At 67.7% G+C, this 20,440-nt stretch carries 18 protein-coding genes and 1 tRNA gene; 13 read left to right on the top strand and 6 right to left on the bottom strand.

The features are described 5' to 3' along the window. Window positions 1-66: 66 nt before the first annotated feature. Both WH5701_RS15140 and WH5701_RS15135 read left to right on the top strand, forming a co-directional pair. Window positions 67-615, top strand: coding sequence for a cofactor assembly of complex C subunit B (locus WH5701_RS15140; protein WP_006173386.1), 549 nt, complete (start codon window positions 67-69; stop codon window positions 613-615). Between the two features lie 10 nt (window positions 616-625). Next, on the top strand, window positions 626-1,459 hold the full coding sequence (locus WH5701_RS15135) for a hypothetical protein (RefSeq protein ID WP_006173385.1): 834 nt from the start codon (window positions 626-628) through the stop codon (window positions 1,457-1,459). Between the two features lie 35 nt (window positions 1,460-1,494). Here the strand turns inward: WH5701_RS15135 and hemF are convergent, their stop codons facing one another. Beyond that, window positions 1,495-2,580 (bottom strand): oxygen-dependent coproporphyrinogen oxidase, encoded by a 1,086-nt coding sequence (hemF, locus tag WH5701_RS15130; protein WP_006173384.1) that lies wholly within the window; start codon window positions 2,578-2,580, stop codon window positions 1,495-1,497. 133 nt (window positions 2,581-2,713) lie between these two features. Here hemF and WH5701_RS15125 point away from each other — a divergent pair, with 133 nt between their 5' ends. From WH5701_RS15125 to ppc, 7 genes are all read left to right on the top strand, one after another. Beyond that, window positions 2,714-3,820 (top strand): Mrp/NBP35 family ATP-binding protein, encoded by a 1,107-nt coding sequence (locus WH5701_RS15125; protein WP_006173383.1) that lies wholly within the window; start codon window positions 2,714-2,716, stop codon window positions 3,818-3,820. Window positions 3,821-3,825: 5 nt separating this feature from the next. After that, entirely contained in the window at window positions 3,826-5,100 is a 1,275-nt protein-coding gene (gene rodA / locus WH5701_RS15120) for a rod shape-determining protein RodA (protein WP_006173382.1), read from the top strand. Continuing rightward, on the top strand, window positions 5,052-6,485 hold the full coding sequence (locus WH5701_RS15115) for a HAMP domain-containing sensor histidine kinase (protein ID WP_006173381.1): 1,434 nt from the start codon (window positions 5,052-5,054) through the stop codon (window positions 6,483-6,485). Before rodA ends, WH5701_RS15115 begins: the two co-directional genes overlap by 49 nt. Before the next feature lie 116 nt (window positions 6,486-6,601). Next, window positions 6,602-7,033, top strand: a complete 432-nt coding sequence (locus tag WH5701_RS15110) for a photosystem I reaction center subunit II PsaD (RefSeq protein WP_006173380.1) — start codon at window positions 6,602-6,604, stop codon at window positions 7,031-7,033. Window positions 7,034-7,164: 131 nt separating this feature from the next. Continuing rightward, window positions 7,165-8,688, top strand: coding sequence for an anthranilate synthase component I family protein (locus WH5701_RS15105; protein WP_037981188.1), 1,524 nt, complete (start codon window positions 7,165-7,167; stop codon window positions 8,686-8,688). After that, window positions 8,685-9,839 (top strand): glutamate--cysteine ligase, encoded by a 1,155-nt coding sequence (gene gshA, locus WH5701_RS15100; protein ID WP_006173378.1) that lies wholly within the window; start codon window positions 8,685-8,687, stop codon window positions 9,837-9,839. The genes WH5701_RS15105 and gshA overlap by 4 nt, the downstream gene beginning before the upstream one ends. Further along, window positions 9,836-12,880 carry a phosphoenolpyruvate carboxylase gene (gene ppc / locus WH5701_RS15095; protein WP_369791640.1) on the top strand — a complete coding sequence of 1,015 codons (3,045 nt, stop codon included), beginning with the start codon at window positions 9,836-9,838 and terminating at the stop codon, window positions 12,878-12,880. The genes gshA and ppc overlap by 4 nt, the downstream gene beginning before the upstream one ends. A gap of 494 nt (window positions 12,881-13,374) precedes the next feature. On the opposite strand, the gene WH5701_RS15090 is transcribed toward ppc, so the two are convergent. Further along, window positions 13,375-13,448, bottom strand: a tRNA-Arg gene (locus WH5701_RS15090). 81 nt (window positions 13,449-13,529) lie between these two features. On the opposite strand from WH5701_RS15090, the gene recF reads away from it, so the two are divergent. Continuing rightward, window positions 13,530-14,663, top strand: coding sequence for a DNA replication/repair protein RecF (gene recF, locus WH5701_RS15085; protein ID WP_037981187.1), 1,134 nt, complete (start codon window positions 13,530-13,532; stop codon window positions 14,661-14,663). Window positions 14,664-14,725: 62 nt separating this feature from the next. Then, window positions 14,726-15,199, top strand: coding sequence for an adenosylmethionine decarboxylase (speD, locus tag WH5701_RS15080; protein ID WP_037981185.1), 474 nt, complete (start codon window positions 14,726-14,728; stop codon window positions 15,197-15,199). On the opposite strand, the gene larE is transcribed toward speD, so the two are convergent. After that, a complete protein-coding gene (gene larE / locus WH5701_RS15075; RefSeq protein ID WP_006173372.1) occupies window positions 15,171-16,079 on the bottom strand; it encodes an ATP-dependent sacrificial sulfur transferase LarE in 909 nt (302 codons plus the stop codon). The two genes, speD and larE, sit on opposite strands and share 29 nt — an antisense overlap. 45 nt (window positions 16,080-16,124) lie before the next feature. On the opposite strand from larE, the gene WH5701_RS15070 reads away from it, so the two are divergent. Then, the gene (locus WH5701_RS15070) at window positions 16,125-17,288 is read left to right on the top strand and encodes a cob(I)yrinic acid a,c-diamide adenosyltransferase (protein WP_006173371.1); all 1,164 of its coding nucleotides are present in this window, start codon (window positions 16,125-16,127) and stop codon (window positions 17,286-17,288) included. Window positions 17,289-17,312: 24 nt separating this feature from the next. On the opposite strand, the gene moeB is transcribed toward WH5701_RS15070, so the two are convergent. Continuing rightward, the gene (moeB, locus tag WH5701_RS15065) at window positions 17,313-18,485 is read right to left on the bottom strand and encodes a molybdopterin-synthase adenylyltransferase MoeB (RefSeq protein WP_006173370.1); all 1,173 of its coding nucleotides are present in this window, start codon (window positions 18,483-18,485) and stop codon (window positions 17,313-17,315) included. A gap of 50 nt (window positions 18,486-18,535) precedes the next feature. After that, window positions 18,536-19,018, bottom strand: a complete 483-nt coding sequence (locus WH5701_RS15060) for a M67 family metallopeptidase (RefSeq protein WP_232201955.1) — start codon at window positions 19,016-19,018, stop codon at window positions 18,536-18,538. A 73-nt stretch (window positions 19,019-19,091) separates the two neighbouring features. Here WH5701_RS15060 and WH5701_RS15055 point away from each other — a divergent pair, with 73 nt between their 5' ends. Then, complete coding sequence (locus WH5701_RS15055) at window positions 19,092-19,472, top strand: CAAD domain-containing protein (protein ID WP_006173368.1); 381 nt, start codon at window positions 19,092-19,094, stop codon at window positions 19,470-19,472. A gap of 26 nt (window positions 19,473-19,498) precedes the next feature. Here the strand turns inward: WH5701_RS15055 and WH5701_RS15050 are convergent, their stop codons facing one another. Then, on the bottom strand, window positions 19,499-20,434 hold the full coding sequence (locus tag WH5701_RS15050; protein ID WP_050751570.1) for a fructosamine kinase family protein: 936 nt from the start codon (window positions 20,432-20,434) through the stop codon (window positions 19,499-19,501). Window positions 20,435-20,440 lie beyond the last annotated feature (6 nt).

Genomic DNA, 20,440 nt, shown 5'->3' with positions numbered 1-20,440 from the left:
CAACCAACGCCATCGTGCCGAAAGGGAGAGAATGGGGCGCTTCCGCCTTGGATCGCCCGCGTGCCGTTGCCCCTGTCCCCCGCCCTGGGCTCCACCCTGCTGCTGGCCATCGGCCTGGTGTTCTTCCTGCGCGCCGCCAGCAAGGACCGCACCACGGTGGTGGATGTGCAGTCGCCGCGGCCGGCCCTGGAGGTGCTCGATGGCCTCAGCCAGTGGCTGAGGCAGCGGGGCTGGCAGGCGGAGGCTGGGGATCCAGAGCGGCGGGTGCTGCGCTTCCGCGGCCAGGTGGGAGCCAGCGGCACCCTGGCACTGCTGCTCTCGCTGCTGGGAACGGTCGGGGCGGCCTGCCTCGGTCTGGTGCTGCGCCAGCTGCTGCCGGCGCTGGGATGGTGGCCGCTACTGCTGGCCCTGCTCGGCCCGCTCGCGGGGCTGATCTACCGGCGGCGGGCGGCCCGCCAGGAGCTGGTGGAACTGCGCCTGATCAGCGACGATGACGCTCCCTTCAGCCAGCTGCGGCTGCGGGCCCACCGCGACGAGCTGATTGCCCTGGAACTGGAACTGGGGCCCCGGCTGCAACTGGCCAGTGACGGCACCCTGCTGAGTTCCCCCATCTGATCCCCAGACCATGCTGCACCGTCTCAAGGCTGCATCCCCGCAACGACCCTCGGCTCACTCACGCCCCCTGGGCTGGGCCCTGCTGGGACTGGGCCTGGTGCTGGTGCTGGGCAGCGCCGCCGAGGCCCCGGCCATGCTCGCCATCGATCCGCTCACCGGGCCGCGCACACCACTCAACAAGGATTGGATCGGCCGCCGATCGCTGGCGGCGGGCACACCGATCCTGGTGATGGCCGGCCATGCCGATTCCCAGGGCATGGCCGGATCAGGCACCAGCGGTGAAGCCGTGGATCGCTTCGGAGCCCGGCCGATGGTGCCCGGCATCCGCGATGAGCTGTACTGGAATCTGCTCACCGCCGAGAGGGTGGTGGCGCTCGGACGCCAGCGCGGGCTGCCGATCAGCCTCTACGTGCCGGCCCAGCGCAGCATCGCCGACGGGGATGATCCCCGCACCAACTGGAGCGTGGGCAAGGAGCATGTGCGCCGGGGTGGATACGCCATGGAGATCCACTACGACGCTTATGGACCCGACGGCTTCGGTTCTGGACTGATCCCGCCGCTGCACCAGCCCCCCAGCCTCCTCGATGAAAGCCTGGCCGCCTCCTTCGGGGCCTTCCCTTTCCAATTCCGCGGCGGGCTGGGAGCGCCTCGCCGGGGCATCGCCATCCTCGAGATCGGCAAGCTGGAGAGTCCTCTGGAGTCGGCCCTGAGGGATCCCGGCAGCCGGGATGCAGCGCTCAACGCCATCGCCGAGCGGGTTGTCCTTGCCCTGGAGCAGGGCATCAGCCCCCGCTCAAGAAATCTGCCAGCCACCTCCTTAGGCACTCCCGCAACCCGCCCCTGAGCGACGGAGGCTTCCACGAGCATGAGATCGGGGGTTCAGTCGAAAGCACCCCGGGCCCGGCAGAGATCCTCCAGCGCGGCATCCCCGAACCAGTCCTGCGGCTTGGTGAACACCTCAGTGACCAGAGCTTCGCGACTGCCGGGCTCGGGGCTATAGCCGTATTCCCAGCGAACCAGCGGTGGCAGCGACATCAGGATCGATTCGGTGCGGCCGTTGGTCTGCAGACCGAAGATCGTGCCGCGATCAAACACCAGATTGAACTCCACGTAGCGGCCACGGCGGTAAAGCTGGAACTGGCGCTCCCGCTCCCCGTAGGCGCTGCCATGGCGCTTCCCCACGATCGGAACATAGCTGGGTAGGAAGGCATTGCCGCAGGCGCTCGCCAGCTGAAACAGCTGCTCCCAGCTGCGGGGCACCGCGCCTGTGGCAGCTGCCACGGCCGCGGCCGGGCCGCTGGGATTCTGACCTTTGTAGAGCGCACCGGCAGGATCCTGGTAGTCGTAGAAGATGCCGCCAACACCCCGGGTTTCATTGCGGTGCTTCAGGAAGAAGTATTCATCGCACCAGGGCTTGAAGACGGGATACAGGGTGGGATCGACACTGTCACAGGCCCCCTGCAGGCTGCGGTGAAAGTGACGGGCATCCGCCAGGAAGGGGTAGTAGGGGGTGAGATCGGCGCCACCGCCGAACCACCAGACCGGCCCCGCCTCGAAGTAGCGGTAGTTGAGGTGCACCGTGGGCACGTAAGGGTTGCGGGGATGGAGCACCATCGACGTACCAGTGGCGAACCAGCGCTGGCCGGCGGCCTCCGGCCGCTGGCTGAGAATCGAGGGGGGCAGCTGATCGCCTTCCACCTCGGAAAAATTCACCCCGCCCTGCTCGAAGATCCGGCCGGCCTTCATCACCCGCGAGCGGCCGCCGCCGCCCTCCGGCCGCTCCCAGCTCTCCTCCTGGAACACCCCTTCGCCATCAAGGGCCTGCAGGCCAGCGCAGATGCTGTCCTGAAGACCCATCAACAGGGTGCGGGCACGGGCGCGGGAGTCGGCCGGCGGATGCTCCAGGGGCTGAGCTCCCCCCTGGCCCTTCTCCCCATCAGCCACGTCCGTCTGCCCCTGCTCCACCACTGACGATCACGCCCTGCCGGACGTCCGAAACCTCTCCACCATTCCAGCCCGTCGAGCCGACGCACAACCCTTCGAGAGCCTCTGTCATGGGGGCGGCCCCTAGGATCACCCCTGATGCCGGCACCCACGGATGGCCACCGCTGAACAGGCTCTCGCCGCCCTTGAGCCCCTCTGCGACGCGGGCACGGGACGAAGTCTGCTCGAACTGGGCTGGATCCAGCAGGTGCGTCCCCAGGGGAGCCGCGTGGTCTTCAGCCTGGCTCTGCCGGGCTACGCCACCAGCCAGCGGGAGAGGATCGCCGCCGAAGCCCGCGCCGCGCTGATGGCCCTCGAGAGCATCGAGGATGTACAGATCGAGCTGGCCCAGCCCAGCGCCGGCGGACGGCCCGAGGGGTCGCCGATCGGTGGCGCGGGCCACAGACCCGGCGGCGGCGGCAACCTGCCCGAGCGCCAGGGCATCCCCGGCGTGGGCCGGATCATCGCCGTGAGCAGCGGCAAGGGCGGCGTGGGCAAGAGCACCGTGGCGGTGAACCTGGCCTGTGCCCTGGCCCAGAGCGGCCTGCGGGTGGGCCTGCTCGACGCTGACATCTACGGCCCCAACGCCCCGACGATGCTGGGTGTGGCCGACCGCACCCCGGAGGTTCGCGGCAGCGGCAACGAGCAGGTGCTGGTGCCGATCGAGACCTGCGGCATCGGCATGGTGTCGATGGGGCTGCTCATCCAGGAGAACCAACCGGTGGTGTGGCGGGGGCCGATGCTCAACGGCATCATCCGCCAGTTCCTTTACCAGGCCGACTGGGGTGAGCGCGACGTGCTGGTGGTGGACCTGCCGCCCGGCACCGGCGATGCCCAGCTCACCCTGGCCCAGGCTGTGCCGATGGCCGGCGTGGTGATCGTGACCACCCCCCAGCGGGTGTCGCTGCAGGACGCCCGCCGCGGACTGGCGATGTTCCTGCAGATGGGGGTTCCCGTGCTCGGCGTGGTCGAGAACATGAGCACCTTCATCCCCCCCGACCGGCCTGAAGCCAGTTACGCCATCTTCGGCAGTGGCGGCGGGGCCACCCTGGCGGCCGAGGCCGGGGTGCCCCTGCTGGCCGAGCTGCCCCTGGAGATGGCGGTGGTCGATGGGGGTGACCAGGGCTGCCCGGTGGTGATCGCCAGACCCGAGTCCGCCACGGCCCGTGCCTTCCAGACCCTGGCCCAACGCATCACGAGCCTCACCCTGGCCACCGCCTGATCGCAATGGCCTTGCTGGGCAGCCGGCGCAGCATGTTTTCAGCGGCGCGGCCGGCCAGGCGCCGCCCGCTCGAGGGGGTGGATCTGCTGCTCTGGGGCATTCCCCTGGCGATGGTGGCGGTGGCGGGAATCCTGATCGCCAGCACCCAGCGCCAGGCTCCCTATGCGGTCTGGTACCAGCACTGGATCACAGCCGCTGTGGGGATGGGCCTCGCCCTGGTGCTGGCCAGGATCCCGCTGGAGCGGTACCAGCCATTCCGCTGGCTGATCTACGGGGTCATGGTGGCCAGCCTGGTGGCGGTTCGGGTGGTGGGGGTCAGCGCGCTGGGCGCCCAGAGCTGGATCAACATCGCCGGCTTCAACGTGCAGCCCTCCGAGTTCGCCAAGGTGGCGGCCATCCTGCTGCTGGCGGGTGTGCTCGCCCGCCATCCGGTGGAGCGGCCGGTGGACCTGATCCGGCCGGTGGCCATGATCAGCGTGCCCTGGCTGCTGGTGTTCGTGCAGCCCGATCTGGGCACCTCCCTGGTGTTCGGGGCCGTACTGCTGGTGATGATGTTCTGGTCGGGCATGCCAGGAGCCTGGCTGCTGCTGCTGCTCTCGCCTCTGTTCACCGCCATCCTGGCGGGCACCATCCCCTGGGCTCTGGTGGCCTGGGTTCCCGCCATGGGACTGGTCGCCTGGCGCTCCCTGCCCTGGAAGGTCCTGGCCACTTCCCTGACCCTGGCCATTCAGGGGGTCTTCGCCCTGGGCACTCCCTGGCTCTGGTCCCACGGTCTCAAGGACCACCAGCGGGCCCGCCTGACCATGTTTCTCGACCCCTCCCAGGACCCCCTGGGCGGGGGGTATCACCTGCTGCAGAGCACGGTGGGCATCGGCTCAGGGGGGCTCTGGGGCACCGGCCTGATGCAGGGCCACCTCACCCTGCTGCGCTTCATTCCCGAGCAGCACACGGATTTCATCTTCAGCGCCCTGGGAGAGGAAACCGGCTTCATCGGTTCCACTCTGGTGGTGGTCGGCTTCGTGCTGCTGATGTGGCGCCTGCTCCAGATCGCCGGACGGGCACGCACGGATTACGAATCGCTGGTGGTGGTGGGCATCGGCGCGATGCTGATGTTCCAGGTGGTGGTGAACATCAACATGACCATCGGACTGGGACCGATCACCGGCATTCCCCTGCCCTGGCTGAGCTACGGCCGCTCGGCGATGCTCGTGAACTTCATCTCCCTGGGGCTGTGCGCCTCGGTGTCCCGCCACGGCCGCCCGCCCCAGCGGCGATGGTGAGCCTGGCCGCCCTGAGGGCCCGGCTGGCCGAGGGGGTCCCAGCGGGCCGCAGCGATGAAGACACCGTGAGACGGCAGTGGTGGGCGGCCCTGGCCACCCTTCAGGATGATTTCCTGCCACCCCTGCAACCGCTGCGGGGTGTCTGGCTGGCCTCGCCGCTGCCGGCGCTCTACGAACCGGAGCTGCTGGAGCCATTGCAGGGCTGGGTCTGGGCGCCGTCGCAGATCGCCGGCGGCCACAGCCCCTCAGGCCCCCTGCTGCCCGGAGTGGGCTCAGCCGGCACTGACAAGACCCCAGGCCACGGCAGCCCCTTCGAACGCCTGGCCCTGGAGCCCGAAGACGGGACAGACCCCCTGCTGGTGCTGATCACGCCCAAGCTGCAGCTGGCCATGGCCCTGGAGGGCAGTCCACAGCAGCGGCAGCTGGTGCTGCGCTTCGATCCCACCACCCTCTCGGAAACGCTGGCTCTGGTGGATCAGCGACTGCGGGCCACGGCCCCCCAGGCCGCCCTGCGCTTGCGCCAGGCCCTGCAGGCGCTCGGTCCACTGCGCAGCGAGGAGAGCATGGCGCTGCAGTTCTGGCCGAGGCTGGCGGAGCGACTGGCGGCGATGGCCCCGAGCCTGACTCTGCAGCCCCTGGTCGACGGCCATGCGAACGGCCGGGCGGAGAGCAGCGGCGAACTGGCCCTGCTCGAGGCCCTCACCCACGAGGTGCGTACCCCCCTGGCCACGATCCGCACCCTGATCCGCTCGCTGCTGCGGCGCACTGACCTCCCAGCGGTGGTCCGTCAGCGGCTGGAGCAGATCGACGGGGAGTGCAGCGAACAGATCGACCGCTTCGGCCTGATCTTCCATGCGGCCGAGCTCCAGCGGCAGCCAAGGCCCCGCCAGACCCTGGCCCGCACCGATCTGGCCCAGCTGCTGCAAGGCTTTGAGGAGCTCTGGCAACGACAGCTGGGGCGCCGGGGTCTGAAGCTGCAGCTGGAGATCAGCGCTCAGCTGCCGCCAGTGCTGAGCGACCCGAACCGACTCGAGACGATGCTGGGAGGCCTGGTGGATCGCTTCATCCGCAGCCTGCCTTCGGGCAGCACGGTGCTGATCCGGCTGCAGCCGGCAGGGTCGCGCCTGAAATTGCAACTGCGCTGCGCCAAGCCGCCCGGGAGGGAAGCGGCACTCCCCAACACCCCCGAGGAGGACGCCGCCGCTGATGTGGGGCCTGTGCTGCGCTGGAATCCGCTCACGGGCAGCCTGCAGCTGAGCCGCCAGGCCACCCAGCGCCTGTTCCACAGTCTTGGGGGGCGCTTCACGGAACGGGCAGGCCAGGGACTGACGGTGTTCTTTCCCGTGGCGGGCCACAACACCGACGCCGACGGGGACGTTTGTTGACGGGTGTGAAGAGAGCTCCCCGCCTGGCAAGACGCCCCAGATTGCAGTGCTAGCTTCCAGCCGACATGGTCCGCCGACTCACCGATGGGTCCGCCGACTCACCATCCCCAACAGCCATGACAGCAACGGCGCTGAGCGGTCAACTTCCCAAGTCCATCGGCAGCACGGGCGGTCTGCTCAACTCAGCCGAAACCGAGGAGAAGTACGCCATCACCTGGACCAGCAGCAAGGGTCAGGTGTTCGAGCTCCCCACCGGTGGAGCTGCGGAAATGAATGAAGGCGAAAACATCATGTACTTCTCCCGCAAGGAGCAGTGCCTGGCCCTCGGCACCCAGCTGCGCACCAAGTTCAAACCTCGTATCGAGGATTACAAGATCTACCGCATCTTCCCTGGCGGCGACACTGAATACCTGCACCCGAAAGATGGTGTTTTCCCTGAGAAGGTGAATGAAGGTCGTCCGATGGTGGGCCACAACCCCCGCAGCATCGGCCAGAACCCCGACCCTGCCACCCTCAAGTTCTCCGGACGCAACACCTTCGATTCCTGAGTTCAGCTCCCGGGATTCCGCCCGGGAACCAGCCTGGACTCTTCTGCGGGAATCGACTCCGGGCTGGATTCCTCCAACCTTTAGAAAGGCGGGGCCGGGTGCCCCGTTTTTTTTGCCTGCCCGTTGCCGTGATGCCCTTTCCCGATCGCGACGCGTTCCTCGCCCAGGCGGCGGACGGCAGCACCTTCATCCCCCTCTGGAAGCGCTGGCCCGCTGATCTGGAAACCCCGCTCACCACCTGGCTGAAGGTGGGAGCCACCAGCAGCCATGGCGTGCTGCTCGAGTCGGTGGAGGGGGGCGAGCGGCTGGGGCGCTGGAGCTTCGTGGTGGCTGATCCGGTCTGGAGCCTCACGGTGCGCGGGGAGGACGGTGTTCAGTGCTGGCGCGATGGCCGTCAGGCCCAGTTGCAGGGCAACCCCTTCGAGCTGCTGGCCGGATGCCTGGCCTCGCTTCGGCCCAGCACCATTCCCGGCCTGCCGCCGCTTGGACAACTCTTCGGCTTCTGGGGCTACGAACTGATCCGCTGGATCGAGCCGAGCGTGCCCGTCCACCCCAGCGACCCGGAAGGCCCGCCGGACGGCTGCTGGATGCTGGCCGACAGCCTGCTGGTGTTCGACCAGGTGAAGCGGCAGATCACGGCGGTGGCCTATGCCGACCTCAGCGGTGGTGCCGATCCCCTCGGCGCCTACGCCGAGGCCACCGCCAGGATCCAGTCGCTGGAGGAGCGCATGCACGGGCCCCTGCCGGCCGGAGTCACCCCCCTGCGCTGGGAGGCTGAGCCCAGCATGGAGCTGGACACCCGCAGCAACCGCAGCCAGGCCGATTTCGAAGCCGCAGTGGTAGCGGCCCGGGAGCACATCGCCGCCGGTGACGTGTTCCAGCTGGTGCTCAGCCAGCGGCTGGAGACCCGCATCCAACGGGATCCCTTCGAGCTGTACCGCAGCCTGCGGATGGTGAACCCATCGCCCTACATGGCCTTCTTCAACTTCGGCGGCTGGTATCTGATCGGCTCCAGCCCCGAGGTGATGGTCAAGGCCGAGCCGGTGGCCGGCGGCATCCGGGCCTCCCTGCGGCCGATCGCCGGCACCCGCCCGCGCGGGTCCGATGAAGCCAGCGACCTTGCCCTGGAGCAGGAGCTGCTGGCCGACCCCAAGGAGCGCGCCGAGCACGTGATGCTGGTGGATCTGGGCCGCAACGACCTGGGCCGGGTCTGCCGTCCGGGCACGGTCGAGGTGACCGAACTGATGGTGGTCGAGCGCTACTCCCATGTGATGCACATCGTCAGTCAGGTCGAGGGCCTGCTCGATTCCTCTCACGACGTCTGGGATCTGCTCAAGGCCTCCTTCCCAGCCGGCACCGTCAGCGGCGCGCCCAAGATCCGGGCGATGCAGCTGATCCATGAGCACGAGCCGGATGCGCGCGGCCCCTACTCCGGTGTCTACGGGGCGGTGGATCTGGCCGGCGCCCTCAACACCGCCATCACGATCCGCACCATGGTGGTGCTCCCCGACGGAGAGGGGGGCTGGCGGGTGCAGGTGCAGGCCGGTGCGGGCCTGGTGGCCGACTCCCAGCCGGCCGCCGAATACCAGGAAACTCTCAACAAAGCCCGCGGTCTGCTCAAGGCCCTGGCCTGCCTGCAGGGGAGCGGCACATGAGCCATCCCCTGTTGCTCAAGGGCTTCGAGGTGGAGCTCTTCACCGGCCGGGCCGATGGCACCGTGGTTGGGGTGGCGGAGCAGGCCGCAGCCCAGCTTGAGGGGTTCGTCACCGAACCGGACCATCGCAACCTGGAGTACATCACGCCTCCGGATGCCGACTACGCCCGCCAGCTGGAGCTGCTGCTGGAGCCGAGGCGGCGCCTGCGCCGCTGGCTGGGCGAGCGGAGCCTGACCCTGCTCCCAGGCAGCACCCTCAGCCTGGGAGACAGCCACCGCTTCGAGCGCTCCGACCCCTCGAACCCTTATCACGGCTACATCGAGGCCACCTACGGCACCCGGGTGGTGACGGCCAGCGTTCACATCAACCTCGGGCTCACCGAGATGGGGGCCCTGTTTGCCGGCTGCCGGCTGTTGCGCTGCGAGGGCGCCCTGCTGCTCGCCCTCAGCGCCAGTTCACCCTTCCTCGATGGGATCGTCACCGGCGCCCACTCCCAGCGCTGGCTGCAGTTCCCGCTCACCCCGCCCACCGTGCCGTTGTTTCTCGATCATCAGCACTACATCCACTGGATGGATGCCCAGCTGGCGGCCGGGGCCATGCGCAACGTGCGCCATCTCTGGACCTCCGTGCGGCCTAACGGGGAGAACCGGCCCCACGACCTGAACCGGCTCGAGATCCGGATCTGTGACCTGATCAGCCATCCCCGCCAGCTTCTTGCCGTGACGGTGTTCGCGGAACTACGCCTGCTGCAGTTGCTGGAGAATCCCCAAACCCATGATCCCTTGCGCGCCAGCCGGCTGGGGCCGGATCAGCTGGCCGAGCTGGCCGACAGCAACGACCGCGCCGCTGCACGCCAGAGCCTGAGAGCCACGCTCAACGACTGGCGTACGGGAGAGGAGATCGAAGCCGGTGCCTGGATTCAGAAGGAGCTGGAGCAGGTGGCGCCACTCGCCGCCAGGCTCGGCCTCAGCCCCTGGCTGGAGCCGCTCGGCGCCATCCTGCGCCAGGGCAATGAGGCGATGCGCTGGCTGGAGCGGCACGACGCCGGAGTGCCACTGGGCGAGATCATGGCCGATGGAGCCACAGCCATGCAGCTGGCCGAAGTGGAACCAGCACCACGCAACACAGCAGCTTCCCACCCTTTGGGATGATCATGGAGCCTTCCTCGCCTGCGCCGGCCCCCATGCGGCAGCCCCTGTCCGCCCCATCCGCCGTTCTGGCCCAGGATCCCCAGGGAGTTCCCACGGCACCAGCCCCCAGGGTCACCCGGCTGCTCGGAGAGCGGCTTGAGCTGGTGGAGGATCTCTGGCAAACGGTGCTGCTCAGCGAGTGTCCGCCCGATCAGGCCGAGCGGCTGCTGCGGCTCAAGCGGCTGAGCGACCCCTTGGAAGCTGCCGACGGAACGGTCGACACCACGGCGGCCATCGTGCAGCTGATCCGCGAGATGGACCTCTCGGAGGCGATCGCCGCGGCCCGCGCCTTCTCGCTCTACTTCCAGCTGGTGAACATCCTCGAGCAGCACATCGAGGAAGACAGCTATCTGGCCAGCCTTCAGGAGGCCTCCACTCCAACCAGCCCCGATCCCTTCGCCCCACCGCTGGCCAGCCAGACCGATCCAGCCACGTTCCGGGAGCTGTTCACCCGCCTGCGGGGACTGAACGTTCCCCCAGCCCAGATCGAGAACCTGCTGCGGGAACTCGACATCCGGCTCGTCTTCACGGCCCACCCCACTGAGATCGTGCGCCACACCGTGCGGCACAAACAACGCCGGGTGGCAGCCCTGATCCACCGCCTGCAGCAGGACAACCCCACCGAACTGCAAGACGAACGCAGCCTGAGGCTGCAGCTGGAGGAGGAGATCCGGCTGTGGTGGCGCACTGACGAGCTGCACCAATTCAAGCCCTCGGTGCTCGATGAGGTCGATTACGCCCTCCACTACTTCCAGCAGGTGCTCTTCGACGCGATGCCGCTGTTGCGCCAGCGCATCATCAATGCCCTCGCCGGCAGCTACCCCGATGTGGAGGCGCCGCGTGACGCCTTCTGCACCTTCGGCTCCTGGGTGGGCTCCGACCGCGATGGCAACCCCTCCGTCACCCCCGACATCACCTGGCGGACGGCCTGTTATCAGCGCCAGTTGATGATCGAGCGCTACATCACGGCGGTGCAGGGCCTTCGCGACCAGCTCAGCATCTCGATGCAGTGGTCCCAGGTGAGCGCCCCCTTGCTCGAGTCCCTGGAGATGGACCGGCTGCGCTTCCCGGAGATCTACGAGGAGCGGGCCGCCCGCTACCGGCTCGAGCCCTACCGCCTCAAGCTCAGCTACATCGTCGAACGGTTGCGCCTCACCCACCAGCGCAACCAGCAGCTGGCCGAAGCCGGCTGGGAATCCCCCTGCGAGAACGCCGGTCCGGCGGTGCTGAGCACGGGCACCGGGCCGATGGCCGCGGCCCCGCCCGAACTGCACTACGGCTCGGTGAACGAGCTGCGCCAAGACCTCGAACTGCTGCGCGACAGCCTCGAGACCACGGGCCTCAGCTGTGAGCCGCTGCAGACCCTGCTCAGTCAGGTGCACATCTTCGCGTTCTGCCTGGCCAGCCTCGACATCCGCCAGGAGAGCACCCGCCACAGCGATGCCCTCGATGAACTGACTCGCTACCTGCAACTTCCCATTCCCTACGGGGAGATGGAGGAGGAGCAACGTGTGGAGTGGCTGCTGCAGGAACTGCAGACCCGCCGGCCCATGCTGCCGCCAGCAGCCCGCTGGAGCCCAGCCACCGAGGAGACCTTCGCGGTGTTCCGCATGCTGCAGCGGCTGCAGCAGGAATTCGGCCCCCGCATCTGCCGCAGCTACATCATTTCAATGGCGCACACGGTCTCCGACCTGCTGGAGGTGCTGCTGCTGGCCAAGGAGGCCGGTCTGGTGGACCCCAAGGCGGTGCAGACCCAGTTGCTGGTGGTACCCCTGTTCGAAACGGTGGAGGATCTGCAGCGGGCACCGGCGGTGATGCAGCGCCTGTTTTCGGAGCCCTTCTACCGGACCCTGCTGGCCAGCAGCGCCGAAGCCGACAAACCCCTGCAGGAGGTGATGCTCGGCTACTCCGACAGCAACAAGGATTCGGGCTTCCTTTCCAGCAACTGGGAAATCCACAAGGCCCAGATCGCGCTGCAGCGACTGGCCTGCGAGCACGATGTGGCGCTGTGCATCTTCCACGGCCGGGGCGGCTCCGTGGGACGGGGCGGCGGCCCGGCCTACCAGGCCATCCTGGCCCAGCCCAGTGGCACCCTCAATGGCCGCATCAAGATCACCGAGCAGGGGGAGGTGCTGGCCTCGAAGTACTCCCTGCCGGAGCTGGCGCTCTACAACCTCGAAACGGTGACCACCGCCGTGTTGCAGAACAGCCTGGTGAGCACCAACGTCGATGACACCCCCACCTGGAACGACCTGATGGGCCGCCTGGCGGCTCGCTCCCGGGTGCACTACCGGCGGCTGGTGCATGAAAACCCCGACCTGGTGGCCTTCTTCCAGCAGGTCACACCGATCGAAGAGATCAGCAAGCTGCAGATCTCCAGCCGCCCCGCCCGCCGCAAGAGTGGAGCCAAGGATCTCTCCAGCCTGCGGGCGATCCCCTGGGTGTTCGGCTGGACCCAGAGTCGCTTCCTGCTGCCCAGCTGGTTCGGCGTGGGAGCAGCCCTGCAGGAGGAACTCGACGACGATCCTGGCCAGCTCGAGTTGCTGCGTCTGCTCTACCAGCGCTGGCCCTTCTTCCGGATGCTGATCTCCAAGGTGGAGATGACCCTCTCGAAGGTGGATCTCGACCTGGCTCACCACTATGTGCAGGCCCTGGGTCGCCCCAGCCACCGCGAAGCCTTCGAGGAGATCTTCCAGGTGATCGCGGCCGAGTTCGAACTCACCCGTGATCTGGTCCTGAAGATCTCCGGCCACGCCCGCCTGCTCGATGGCGATCCGGCCCTGCAGCTCTCGGTCGATCTGCGCAACCAGACGATCGTCCCCCTGGGCTACCTGCAGGTGGCCCTGTTGCGGCGCCTGCGCGACCAGAACCGGCAGCCTCCGATGAGCGAAGCCAGCAGCGGTGATGGCCAGGATGGCCGCACCTACAGCCGTAGCGAACTGCTGCGCGGCGCCCTTCTCACCATCAACGGCATCGCCGCGGGCATGCGCAACACCGGTTGAGCCGCGCTTGATTCCCTTCCGCAGCCAACCGCCCGCCCCGCGCCTGCCCGAGGGCTACCGAACGGAGACCGAGCCTCCCCAGCCAGGCGAGTTGAACGACTTGCTGATGGCCTGCGGCGAGTCGCGACGGGATGAGCAGCGCCTGGCCCTTGTGCTGGAGCGCAGCGCCTGGCAGCTCTGCGTGCGTGATCAGCAGGGGGGCTTGGTGGGCTTCGTGCGGGCCACCAGCGATCAGGCCCTCAACGCCAACCTCTGGGATCTCTCGGCCTGGCCGAGGGATCCCCAGCAGGCAGCCGTTCTGGCGGTGCTGGTGCACGGCGCCCTCAGCCGCCTGCGCCGCGAACTGAGTGGCTGCAGCATTTCGGTGGCGGCGCCACCGGAGGCGCTCTCAGCTCTTCAACAGCACGGCTTCATGGTCGACCCAGGCGGCATCCGAGCCATGGGTCTTGTGCTCGCCACAACCGAGGGAAACCGACCGGGGGAGCCGAATCAAGCGAGCATGGAGGGACTCGAACCCCCGACATTCAGAACCGGAATCTGACGCTCTATCCAACTGAGCTACATGCCCGAGCGGGGAGGTCATCCCTGTCCCGGTGGTCGTAGCTTACCCGCACGTCGCTCCTGACCCATTCGGCTGCATCGCCTGGAGCTGCTCGATTTTCGCAACTACGCCCAGCTCTCGCTCGAGCTCGCTGAGCCGCGTCTGCTGGTGGTCGGCGCCAACGGGGAAGGCAAGTCGAACCTGCTCGAGGCGGTGGAGCTGCTCGGCAGCCTGCGCTCCCACCGCAGTAGCCACGACCGTGACCTGATCCGCCATGGCCAGAGCCGGGCGCTGGTGCGGGGCTGGTGCGGCGACGGCCATTCCCCCGGGGCGGGAGCGCCAGCGCCTGTGCTCGATCAGCAAGAGCTGGAACTCGAGGTGAGGCGCCAGGGGGGGCGCCAGGCCCGGCGCAACGGCAGATCCCTGGAGCGCCAGCTCGATCTGGTGGGCCCCCTGCGCTGCGTGGGCTTCAGCGCCCTCGACCTGGAGCTGGTGCGGGGGGAGCCGGCCCTGCGGCGCCAGTGGCTCGATCGAGTGGTGTTGCAGCTGGAGCCGGTCTATGGGGAATTGCTGGCCCGCTACGGCCGCTTGCTGCGCCAGCGCAGCCAGTTGCTGCGCCGGGGGCTGAGCCAGGGGGAGCAGCAGCTGCACTCACTCCTCGACGCCTTCGATCTGCAGATAGCCCTGATCGGCACGCGCCTGCACCGCCGCCGTCGCCGCGCCCTGGCCCGACTTCAACCCTTGGCCGCCGCCTGGCAGGAACGGCTCAGTGGCGGCCGCGAGCAGCTGGAGTTGCGCTACCAGGCCGGCAGCCAGCTGGAGGGGGAAGAAGCTGAGGCCCCTTGGCGTGAAGCACTGCTGGAGCAACTGCGGCGGCAGCGGCCGGAGGAACGGCGGCTGGGAGCCTGTCAGGTGGGCCCCCACCGTGATGAGGTGGCGATGCTGCTGGGGGAGGAGCCGGCCCGCCGGTTTGGATCCGCCGGCCAGCAGCGCACCCTGGTGCTGGCCCTGAAACTGGCGGAACTGGAGCTGGTGCAGCAGCTCTGGGGTGAGCCGCCGTTGCTGCTGCTCGACGACGTGCTGGCAGAGCTCGACCCGAAGCGGCAGGAGTTGCTGCTGGAGGTGGTGGGCACGGGCCACCAGTGCCTGGTGAGCGCCACCCACCTGACGTCGTTCAGCACCGCCTGGCAGGGGGGCGACTCCCAGGTGGTGCGGATCTGCCGGGGGGAGCTGATGGATTGAGGCGGTCGCCCGTAGAAAACCTGAAGTGATGCGTAGGATGGGGGCTTGTATGCGCGCATTCGATGACCCAGAGCCTGCCCTGCCTCCACCCCAACCCGGGATGGAGTGGAGCTCAAAGCCCCCAGAGCCACCCCCCCACGACCAGCGACATGGTGGGGAAACACTGCATTCTCGAGCTTTACAACTGCGATTCAAAAAAGCTCGACGACGAAGCATTTCTCAGGGGCGCCATCACGATTGCAGCGAAACGTGCTGGCGCCACCCTGCTCAATCTGATCACCCACCGGTTTGAACCTCAGGGGGTCACGGGTCTGGCTCTGCTGGCTGAATCCCACATCTCGATCCACACCTGGCCCGAGTCGGGCTATGCGGCCGTTGATGTGTTCACCTGCGGCGACCACACCATGCCGGAGCGAGCCTGTCAGGTGCTGGCCGATGAGCTTGAGGCTGCGAGCCGCAACCTCAAGAGTTTTCGCCGGGAAACCCCGGACTCGATCAGCGAGCAGATCAGGGAACCACTGGATCTGGCCGCCTGAGGCCGGTTGAAGCCAGTGGCCCCGGAGCTGCTGGCTTCAGGCTCACCTCACGGTTGAGCTTGCCGCTGATCAACCCCTCCAGATCCAGGCTCACAGCGGCGAAACCAAGGGCCCTGAAGGCCTCCACCAGCTCCTGGCGCGGCAACCAACTGAACAGGTCGTCAAGTTGGTCAGCTGGGAGCTCCACACGAGCCGTCGCCCCCTGGCAGCGCACCCGCAGCTGCTTCACTCCGCGCTGGCGCAGCCAGGTTTCGGCTGCGGCAACCCGCTGCAGGCGTGAGGCCGTGACCGGTTCGCCGTAGGGAAAACGCGAGGCCAGGCAAGGCTGGGCCGGCTTGTCCCACCAGGGGAAGCCCAGAGCCCTGGAGATCTGACGCACGGCCGACTTGTCGAGACCTTGCTCGGCCAGGGGCGAGCGCACGCCCTGCTCGCGGGCGGCCCGGATGCCCGGGCGGTGATCGCCGAGATCATCGCGGTTCACCCCATCCAGCACCTGGCTCACTCCCCCCGTGAGGGAGGCCAGCAAACCGTGCAGCTCGCGCTTGCAGGCGTAGCAGCGGTCGGTGGGATTGCTGCTGTAGGCGGGATCCTCCAGTTCACGGGTGGCCACTTCCCGGTGCCGGATGCCCATCCAGGCCGCCTGAGAGCGGGCTTCCCACAGCAGATGGGGCGCCAGAGCAGGCGACACTCCCGTCACCGCTTCGGCGCCAGCGCCCAGTTGCTCTGAGGCGATCGCCGCCACCAGGGCACTGTCGACACCACCGGAGTAGGCCACCAGCACGGCACCCATCTCCCTGAAATTCTGGCGTAGCTGGCCAAGGGCCTGCTCCAGCGGCGATGGCAGGAATTCCACCAGTGGATGGAGGGCCGGAGAGGTCATGGCCTCGGGCAAGGTCGTTAGGATCCAACCGTAGAAGGCCAGGCCATGGCACCGACCTCCAGCGCGGCCTCCGGTGCGTCGTCACGTGCGATCGGCATCCGCACGGCCTCTGGCAGCCACGAGCGCAGCCACGGCCAGTTGCACGTCTACGACGGTGACGGCAAAGGCAAGAGCCAGGCCGCCCTTGGGGTGGTGCTGCGCACCATCGGCCTGGGGATCTGCGAGCGCAAGCGCACACGGGTGCTGCTGCTGCGCTTCCTCAAAGGCCCCGGCCGCGCCTACGACGAAGACGCGGCGATCGAGGCCCTGCAACAGGGCTTCCCCCATCTGATCGATCAGGTGCGCACCGGCCGCGGCGACTATTTCAGCGCCCAGGAGGCCACCCGCTTCGATCGCCAGGAAGCCCAGCGCGGCTGGGATATCGCCAGGGGGGCCATCGCCAGTGCCCTCTATTCGGTAGTGGTGCTGGATGAACTCAGCCCGGTGCTCGACCTCGGCCTGCTGGAGGTGGAGGAGGTGGTGCGCACCCTCGCCGCCAAGCCGGCGGGAATGGAGGTGATCGTCACCGGCCGGGGCGCGCCGCGGTCGCTGGTGCAGCTCGCCGATCTGCACTCTGAGATGAGGGCCCACCGGCGCGAGGCCAACGACAGCGCCGGCATCGCCGGCATCGAGATCTACACCGGCGAAGGCAAGGGGAAATCCACCAGTGCCCTGGGCAAGGCCCTGCAGGCGATCGGCCGGGGCATCAGCCAGGACAAGAGCCACCGCGTGCTGATCCTGCAGTGGCTCAAGGGCGGTAGTGGTTACACCGAAGATGCGGCAATCGCGGCCCTGCGCGAGAGCTACCCTCACTTGGTGGATCATCTCCGATCAGGCCGCGATGCCATCGTCTGGAGAGGACAACAGCAGCCCATTGATTATGTCGAAGCGGAGCGGGCCTGGGAAATCGCCCGGGCCGCCATCTCCAGCGGGCTCTATAAAACGGTGATCCTCGATGAGCTCAATCCCACGGTTGATCTCGAGCTGCTGCCGGTTGAACCGATCATGCAAACCCTGCTACGCAAACCAGCAGAAACGGAGGTGATCATCACAGGACGCTGCAAGAATCCCCCCGCCTATTTCGATCTGGCCAGCGTGCACTCTGAGATGGTCTGCCACAAGCACTACGCCGAGCGTGGCGTCGACCTCAAACGCGGGGTGGATTACTGAAGGTGGGGTGAATCACCCAAGCACTCAGTAGATCGGCACGGCAGGGTCCACCTGCTCGCTCCACGCCTGGATGCCGCCACTCACGTTCACCCCTTCAATGCCATGGCGGCCCAGGGCCAGCAGGGCCTTGGCGCTGCGCCCTCCCAGCTTGCAGTGCACGTAGAGCCGTTTGCCCTCGGCCAGCCGGCGCACATCTTCAATGGCCTCGCCGCTCTCGATCCGATCGAGGGGCATCAGCACCGAACCCGGAATCACGGCGATGTCAGCTTCTGGGGGATTGCGCACATCCAGCAGCAGGATCTCCTCCAGCTGGCCGTCGATGACGGTTTTGAGCTCAGCCACGGTGATGCTGGGCACGCTGCCAGCCTCCTCCTGGCCTGGCGCCGTGCCGCCCACACCGCAGAACTCCTGGTAGTCGATGAGCCTGTCGATCACCGGCCGCTCGGGATTGGGCCGCAGCTTCAGCTCGCGAAACTTCATGGCCAAGGCATCAAAGAGCAGCAGCCGGCCGCTGAGGGTGGTACCGATGCCGGTGATGATCTTCACGGCCTCGGTGGCCTGGATCACGCCGATGATGCCGGGCAGCACGCCCACCACACCGCCTTCAGCGCAGGAGGGCACCATGCCCGGCGGCGGCGGCTCGGGGAAGAGATCGCGGTAGTTGGGACTTTCTGCATCGAGGTTGAAGACCGTGGCCTGCCCCTCGAAGCGGAAAATCGAGCCATAGACATTGGGCTTGCCCAGGAGCACGCAGGCGTCGTTGACCAGGTAACGGGTGGGGAAGTTGTCGGTGCCGTCGCAGACCAGGTCGTAGGGCTCGATGATCTCGAGTGCGTTCTCGCTGGTGAGGGCTGTTTCGTAGAGATCCACCTGGCAGTGGGGGTTGATCTCGAGAATGCGCGCCTTGGCCGATTCGATCTTGGGCTTGCCCACCCAGCTGGTGCCGTGGATCACCTGGCGCTGAAGGTTGGAGTGATCCACCACGTCGAAGTCGACGATGCCGAGGCGGCCCACGCCGGCAGCGGCCAGGTAAAGCAGCAGCGGGGATCCCAGCCCACCGGTGCCCACGCAGAGCACGGAGGCAGCCTTGAGGCGCTTCTGCCCGACCATGCCAACTTCCGGCAGGATCAGGTGGCGGGAGAAACGGGCCACCTCGTCGGGACTGAGCTGGACGCCGCTGATGTCGGGGGGAAGCATGGTCGAGAAGGCCGGGGCCGCAGAAGGGACCGCGCCGGGCGGCCCTTTCCCTACTCTCCCAAATCCTCGGCCCCCGGAGATGGCGAGACAACCGGTGTGACCAGTGCCAGTTCCCGAGCAGCCGGCAGGGCGGAGGGATCGGCGTCCGACTCCGCGATCCACCAGGCGCGCACCTCTGCTGAGGCGCCAAGGATCAGCATCAAGGCCGGAGGGAAGGCCCAGGCGCAATCGGTGGGGGAGGGAATCGCCGCCGAACTGGGATGGCTGTGGGCCGTGCCCAGCACCTGCCAGCCGCGCCGCCGTCCCCACTTCTGGGCCAGCAACTGCTCGCGCGGGTCGATGGCGAAACGCTCACAGCGCTGCTCGCTCTGCGGCCAGACATTCAGGCAAGGCCAGATGAGCTGAAGACGAGCGGAGGCAGGCGCACCCAGGCCTGAGCAAGCGGGCTCCCCCAGCAGCAGAGCGCAACCCTCCTGGGGTGCCACGGCAGCCAGCACGGCCCGCAGAACGGTCAGCTGATGCGAATCAACCACCAAACCCGCTGGCCAGCCGCTGCCCATGCCGATACCTTGAGCCCTTGACTCTCACACCATCGCCACTCCATTGATGAGCGACGCAACCACCGAACAGGAGCCGACGACCACCGAGGCCGGCACTTCATGGGCGGAGAGCGAAGCTGGCGCCAACTTCAGTGAGCGCTACGGCGAGATCCTCTCCAAGGTCAACCAGACCCTGGATCAGGTGGACTGGTCGCAGATCAGCCGGATCGGCAAGGGCGTCGGCATCCTGCTGGCGGTGATCGTGGCCCAGGTGCTGATCAAAGGGGTTCTCGACACCATCAACCTGCTGCCGGTGGTGCCAGGCCTGCTGGAGCTCCTCGGTCTGGTGGTGGTGGGCCAATGGAGCTGGAAGAACCTCAGCACCAGCGAGAAGCGCGCCGGTGTGGTGTCCCAATTTCAGGCCCTGCGCCAGGAATACCTGGGCTGAAGCGGAGCATCCAGGACACAGTCCGGTCAGTCCACCAGCTCGGCGATCAAGCCTTGGGCTTGTCCCCAGTAGCCCCCTCCGAACAGGTTGGCGTGGTTCAGCAGGTGGTAGAGGTCGTAGAGGCGGCGACGCTGGGAATGGCCGGCAGGCCTGGGCCATTCCCCGTCGTAGCCGCTGAAGAAGGCGGGCGAGAACCCACCGAAGAGCTGGGCCATGGCCAGATCAACTTCCCTGTCCCCCAGGTAGACGGCGGGATCAAACAAGGCCACCCCGGCTGAGCCCGGGGTGATCGAGCTGAGGGCCATCCGGGCGGCATTGCCTCCCCAGAGATCGCCGTGCACCAGGCAGGGAACGGCGCCATGGCCATTCAGCCACTCTGGAGTGAGCTCCAGCAGCCTCCGGCTTCCCTTCAGCGACCGCCCCGAGCGCTCGGCGAGCTTCAGTTGCGGGCCCAGGCGCTGCCCGGCAAAAAAGCGTCCCCAGTCCTGGCTCCAGCGATTGGGCTGAAGGGAGTTGCCGATGTAGTTGTCGCGCGGCCAACCGAAGCCGGGGGAGGTGGAGGCGGAACTGCGCCGGTGCAACCGTGCCAGGGCTGCCCCGGCCGCCTCCCAGACCAGCTCAGCCTTTGCGGCCGTTCCTCCAACAGCACCGGAACCTGATCCACCATCGAGCAGGTCCAACCAGTCGATCACCAGCAGGGCCTTGGAGCCCGCCAGAGCGCAGTGCAGAGGACTGGGCACCACCAGCTCAGCTCCCGCTGCCGCACCCAGGGCCAGCAGCCCCTCCATCTCCGCCTCCAGCACGGGCAGGAGCTGGGCCTGGTTCGTTTTGGCAAACAGCCGACTGCCACCGGCGAGCTCCAGGGCCCAGGCGCTGTGACTGCAGCCGCCGCCGACGGGCCGGCACCGCTCCACGTCCTGGCCAAGGGTCTCCTCCAGCCAACGCACCCAGGGTTCGCGCATCGCAGG

The organism is Synechococcus sp. WH 5701 (genome assembly GCF_000153045.1).
Classification (GTDB): Bacteria; Cyanobacteriota; Cyanobacteriia; order PCC-6307; family Cyanobiaceae; genus Regnicoccus_A; species Regnicoccus_A antarcticus.
Note: the sequence above shows the minus strand (reverse complement) of the source record. Positions and strands in the feature narration are given on the sequence as shown.